Source organism: Collinsella aerofaciens, assembly GCF_040915425.1.
Lineage (GTDB): Bacteria > Actinomycetota > Coriobacteriia > Coriobacteriales > Coriobacteriaceae > Collinsella > Collinsella aerofaciens_BW.
The window spans coordinates 1-4,276 of record NZ_JBCPDN010000102.1; the positions used below are offsets into that span (position 1 = coordinate 1).

Below are 4,276 nucleotides of genomic sequence, written 5' to 3' on the forward strand. Positions count from 1 at the left end.
AGGACGGTGACGTGGACGCCCGGGTGGTTGTTCACGACGTAGTGCACGAAGTTGCTGCCGATGAAGCCGCAGCCGCCAGTGACGATGATATTCTTGGGTTCGAAAATCTCAGACATGAAAATCCAATCTGAAGCATGTACAGCTTCTTTAGTATGCCGCAGGAAGTGACGCCGCGACGCTATTCAACAAAACTATCGGACATTTCGGCACGCGATAAGAGCCATAACCTTCGCAGAATTACTTCCCCTACAAAACGCCTCCGGAATGCAGTCTTTGTCGTACCGGAAGACCGAATTCCCAGTTTTATCGCGTAAGTACTTATAGAAGAAGTCCTCCCAGCTTTTAAACTTCTCACTGTCTGCAAACGCTTCCGGCTCTTGCAGAACTGCTTTGGCATCTAGCCCTGAAATTACGCCGGAGCTCAGCAGAAGCCATTCGAACGACTCGGGAAGACAAACCGTAACAGTATCGCGGTGAATGTCTTGCAGCTTAAGGACGCGGTCCGCATAGCACCCAAATGCCGCCCCGTCCGCGACAACAAACACGCGATCGTCGAGATGCTGATCCAACCAGCCCAAAATCGCGCTGTTCGTCATGGCCGAAGTACAGGTAAGCTCACTGTCAGCAAAATGCCGTTTAAAGAACTGGAAACCAGACTTACTGTCCTCGCATAGAAGGATAGAAAAGTCCTGTTTTGGCGCCGACCGGGAAATAGCATAACGATGATTCCCGCGATCTTGATAAACAGGGACGAAAGAATGGTATTTTCCGCTCGTCTTAATCTTGTAAATCTCATCCACGCTATACGGAAGATTGGGGAAATCAGCCCTTGAGATCAGCACGAAATAATTCGAGGAATACAGCACATGATGGGCAAACTCATCAGAATGGATCTCTTTTAAGCCCTCATCGACAAATACAATCGAGTCATGAACGGACGAAAGCTGGTTTCGCCAATCATAATCGGTCAGGGCGACACAGGGACAATCGCATTGCAAGGAGACACCCGACTGCTCGCCCGTTCGCATGTAGTCTGCGACCATGTCAAACAGTGTCGTCTTACCCGTGCCACTATCGCCACGCACAATAGTGATGTTCCGCTTGATGGTAAATGTGTACTTAGTTCCCCTGCGGCGGGAAATCTTAACAAGATGCGAACCGTTCATAAGCAGTACCTACAGATACGGAATCGACTCGTGAATCAATTCGGCCATGTTGTGAACGATTCGGCCGCTATTCACGACTTTAATTTTAAAATCCTCGCGACCAAAGTCCATCACATGATAGAGATTCACAACGAGCTTGCGGTCTTTCGCCATGTCAAGAATCCACTTGGCACAGTTGTCACCACAGGTAGAGGCGTTAAAAATATGCTTACGATCAAATCTCATAAGCAGCAGCGTTTTCACGCCACCAGAAAGCTGGAGCGGGGAGATGGATCCAAGCACGGGGCTTTCGATGACGTTTTCGGAGACAACATCCGATCGATCGACATCTTTAATTATCGAGACTGCATAGGGATCCGTAATCCAAGTAGACCGGTAAGAGTTTTTGAAATATGTCGCTGTGTTGTAAATCGCTTCTGGCATATCGCCAAAGTAGACGCTTAACACATCCACTCCCAATCATATTGTCTTTATGGTCAACGTAATCATAACGAAAGGGGCCACCAGATAAACGGTGACCCCTAAAAGAAAACAAGCTGGCGCTAGTACTCGCGCGGGCTGTTGACGATCTCGCCGGCGGCGACCTTCTTCAGGTGCCGGCCGTAGACCGACTTGCCGTAGGCCTTGGCGGCCTCCTCCAGCTCGGCGGTCGTGATCCAGCCGTTCTCCCAGGCGATCTCCTCGGGGACGGACACGGGAAGGTCCTGGGAGTGCTCCACGGCGCGGACGAACTCCGCGGCCTCGTGCAGGCTCTCCATGGTGCCGGTGTCCAGCCACGCGTAGCCGCGGCCGAGGGTGACGACGGACAGCGTCCCCTCCTCCAGGTACATCTGGTTGAGCGTGGTGATCTCGAGCTCGCCGCGAGCCGACGGCTCGACCCCATGGGCCTTGGCGGCCACGTCGCCCGGGTAGAAGTACAGGCCGGTTACGGCGTAGGAGCTCTTGGGCCGGGCGGGCTTCTCCTCGATGGAGACGGCACGGCCCTCCCCGTCGAACTCCACGACGCCGAAGCGCTCGGGGTCGTCCACGTGGTAGCCGAAGACCGTGGCGCGGCCCGACTCCGCGTTCTGCACGGCGCGCGTCAGGTGGCGCGACAGGCCGTTGCCGTAGAAGATGTTGTCGCCAAGCACCAGCGCGCACGGCTCGCCGGCGATGAAGTCCTCGCCGATGGTGAAGGCCTGCGCCAGGCCGTCCGGCGAGGGCTGCTCGGCGTAGGACAGGTTCACGCCGTAGCGCGAGCCGTCCCCGAGCAGGCGCTCGAAGTTGGGGAGGTCCGTCGGCGTGGAGATGACCAGGATGTCCCGGATGCCCGCCAGCATGAGGGTGGACAGCGGGTAGTAGATCATGGGCTTGTCGTAGACCGGCAGCAGCTGCTTGGAGGTCACGAGCGTGAGCGGGTACAGGCGCGTGCCGGACCCGCCGGCGAGGATGATGCCTTTCATATAATCCGTCCTCTACAATCGAAAATAGTTATAAATCGAGCGGTTAGTAAGAGTTTGATATTCTATTAAGTTAATCCTTCTCAATATTAACGAAAGAAGCAATTGATGAACAACCGCAAGGACACAACCCGTAGAGACGACATAACGAACGTGAGGGCCCTTGCAATATTCCTTGTAGTCCTAGGCCACAGCATTATTCTGTATTCAAGTGCGTGGGGATATTATCCAACTGAACAAAAATCAGTTCTGTTGGATAATCTCAAATTCTTAATAAACGGAATCCAGATGCCCTTGTTCTTTTCGTTATCTGGCTTTTGTTTTTTATGGAGCTGGAATCGATCAAGCGATTTTATAAATCAGGTCATTAAAAAAGCTCAACGCTTAATTATCCCCTATATCATGATTGGAATATGTTGGCTCTTCCCCATCAGGATGCTCGTTAAGTATCCCTACTACAATGGCCTATCTATACCGCACATCATTTTTAAATCAATTCTGTTGGGAGAAGACAACGGTCATCTTTGGTTTCTCCCGACCCTATTTTTCATTACAGCAGCCACGTCGTGCATCTTTCAAATACTCGATAAGAGCCCTCTAGCATGTTTTAAGGTTCCGATAGTTTTCGGCGCTTCAATTTATCTTTACCATTTTGGAATACCGTCATCGAACAGGTATATCAATTTGGCAGAAGCAAATGCGATATGGTTTGCGCTTGGCCTAACAATCCACTACTTGGAAGCAAACAAATGGTTCGAGAGTTATAAAAAGCGTAAAAGCCTATCAATAGTCCTAATACTAGTATTCCTTGTAAACTTACTAAAACAAGTGGTGCCCCCCATTGCTTCCACCGCCCTTACTTGCATGGCGGTTGCATCAATTTATTGCGTCATCCCCCAAAAGGCAAACCTGCTAACCGAAAAGGTTAGCAAAAACAGTATGGGAATTTATCTTTTTCATTCTCCACTGGTTTACATTTCTTTTACCTACTGGCCCAACATAGCCCCAATGGCGATGGCAGCAATTAACCTGATTGGATTTGGATCAGTCGCCTATATGTTGACAAATCTAATTCGAGCCACAAATATGGGTTGGATAATCGGAGAAACGCCAGGGGCGCCGCACGATAAGAAATAGGAAAAGCAAAAGCCAAGAAATACAGCTAATTAAACTGTTTCTTCCATTTATCAATGCTTGCCCAGGGAAGGTCGATCTCCGTTTTTACGGGATGGTTAATCCAATCAGCCATTTTAAGGAGATACCCAGCCTCGCGCTCAAGAACGGGAAGTCCCGTATCTTCACCGATCTGACGGGCTCGATTATCAATTGCAATGATTAGGGAGCGATGACCTCCATTTAAACAGCGAATGCCCGCATGGAGACGCGTCCCCACATAATCAAACTCCTCGGTTTCAATTACACGCTTAAGGTCTTCGATATTGGGGCCAATAACATTAAATTGCGTCAGATCGACTATTTGATCAAGACACCAATCAACATCATGGCTTCCTTGAACCCAGATCGTTACCTTTTCGTATTCCGACGACAGCAATTCCAGCATCTTACGGTCACGTTCCGCATCGAAACAATAATCGGTGTTAGCGTCGGATTATTTTAGCCAAATATAGTCGGCCGAGATTGACCAATCCCGGCCGACCCATTTTAGCCAAC

5 protein-coding genes are annotated in these 4,276 nt (G+C 50.2%); 1 reads left to right on the plus strand and 4 read right to left on the minus strand.

Going from position 1 to position 4,276, the window contains the following annotated elements; translation table 11 throughout:
• Positions 1–191 precede the first annotated feature (191 nt).
• From AB5164_RS09840 to rfbA, 3 genes are all read right to left on the minus strand, one after another.
• Positions 192–1,166 carry a hypothetical protein gene (locus AB5164_RS09840; protein ID WP_022094782.1) on the minus strand — a complete coding sequence of 325 codons (975 nt, stop codon included), beginning with the start codon at positions 1,164–1,166 and terminating at the stop codon, positions 192–194.
• A gap of 9 nt (positions 1,167–1,175) precedes the next feature.
• On the minus strand, positions 1,176–1,613 hold the full coding sequence (locus tag AB5164_RS09845) for a DUF4869 domain-containing protein (RefSeq protein WP_040360074.1): 438 nt from the start codon (positions 1,611–1,613) through the stop codon (positions 1,176–1,178).
• A 95-nt stretch (positions 1,614–1,708) separates the two neighbouring features.
• Positions 1,709–2,608, minus strand: coding sequence for a glucose-1-phosphate thymidylyltransferase RfbA (gene rfbA / locus AB5164_RS09850; protein WP_368148062.1), 900 nt, complete (start codon positions 2,606–2,608; stop codon positions 1,709–1,711).
• Positions 2,609–2,713: 105 nt separating this feature from the next.
• On the opposite strand from rfbA, the gene AB5164_RS09855 reads away from it, so the two are divergent.
• Entirely contained in the window at positions 2,714–3,742 is a 1,029-nt protein-coding gene (locus AB5164_RS09855) for an acyltransferase family protein (protein WP_368143330.1), read from the plus strand.
• 25 nt (positions 3,743–3,767) lie between these two features.
• Here AB5164_RS09855 and AB5164_RS09860 read toward each other — a convergent pair whose 3' ends face one another.
• Positions 3,768–4,166: a hypothetical protein gene (locus tag AB5164_RS09860; RefSeq protein ID WP_368143331.1), complete on the minus strand. Its 399-nt coding sequence runs from the start codon at positions 4,164–4,166 to the stop codon at positions 3,768–3,770.
• Between the last annotated feature and the right edge of the window lie 110 nt (positions 4,167–4,276).

Excerpts from the sequence above, each read along its gene's own strand:
- AB5164_RS09860 (WP_368143331.1), bottom strand. The coding sequence starts at position 4,166 with ATGCTGGAATTGCTGTCGTCGGAATACGAAAAGGTAACGATCTGGGTT.
- AB5164_RS09840 (WP_022094782.1), bottom strand. The coding sequence starts at position 1,166 with ATGAACGGTTCGCATCTTGTTAAGATTTCCCGCCGCAGGGGAACTAAG.
- AB5164_RS09855 (WP_368143330.1), top strand. The coding sequence starts at position 2,714 with ATGAACAACCGCAAGGACACAACCCGTAGAGACGACATAACGAACGTG.
- rfbA (WP_368148062.1), bottom strand. The coding sequence starts at position 2,608 with ATGAAAGGCATCATCCTCGCCGGCGGGTCCGGCACGCGCCTGTACCCG.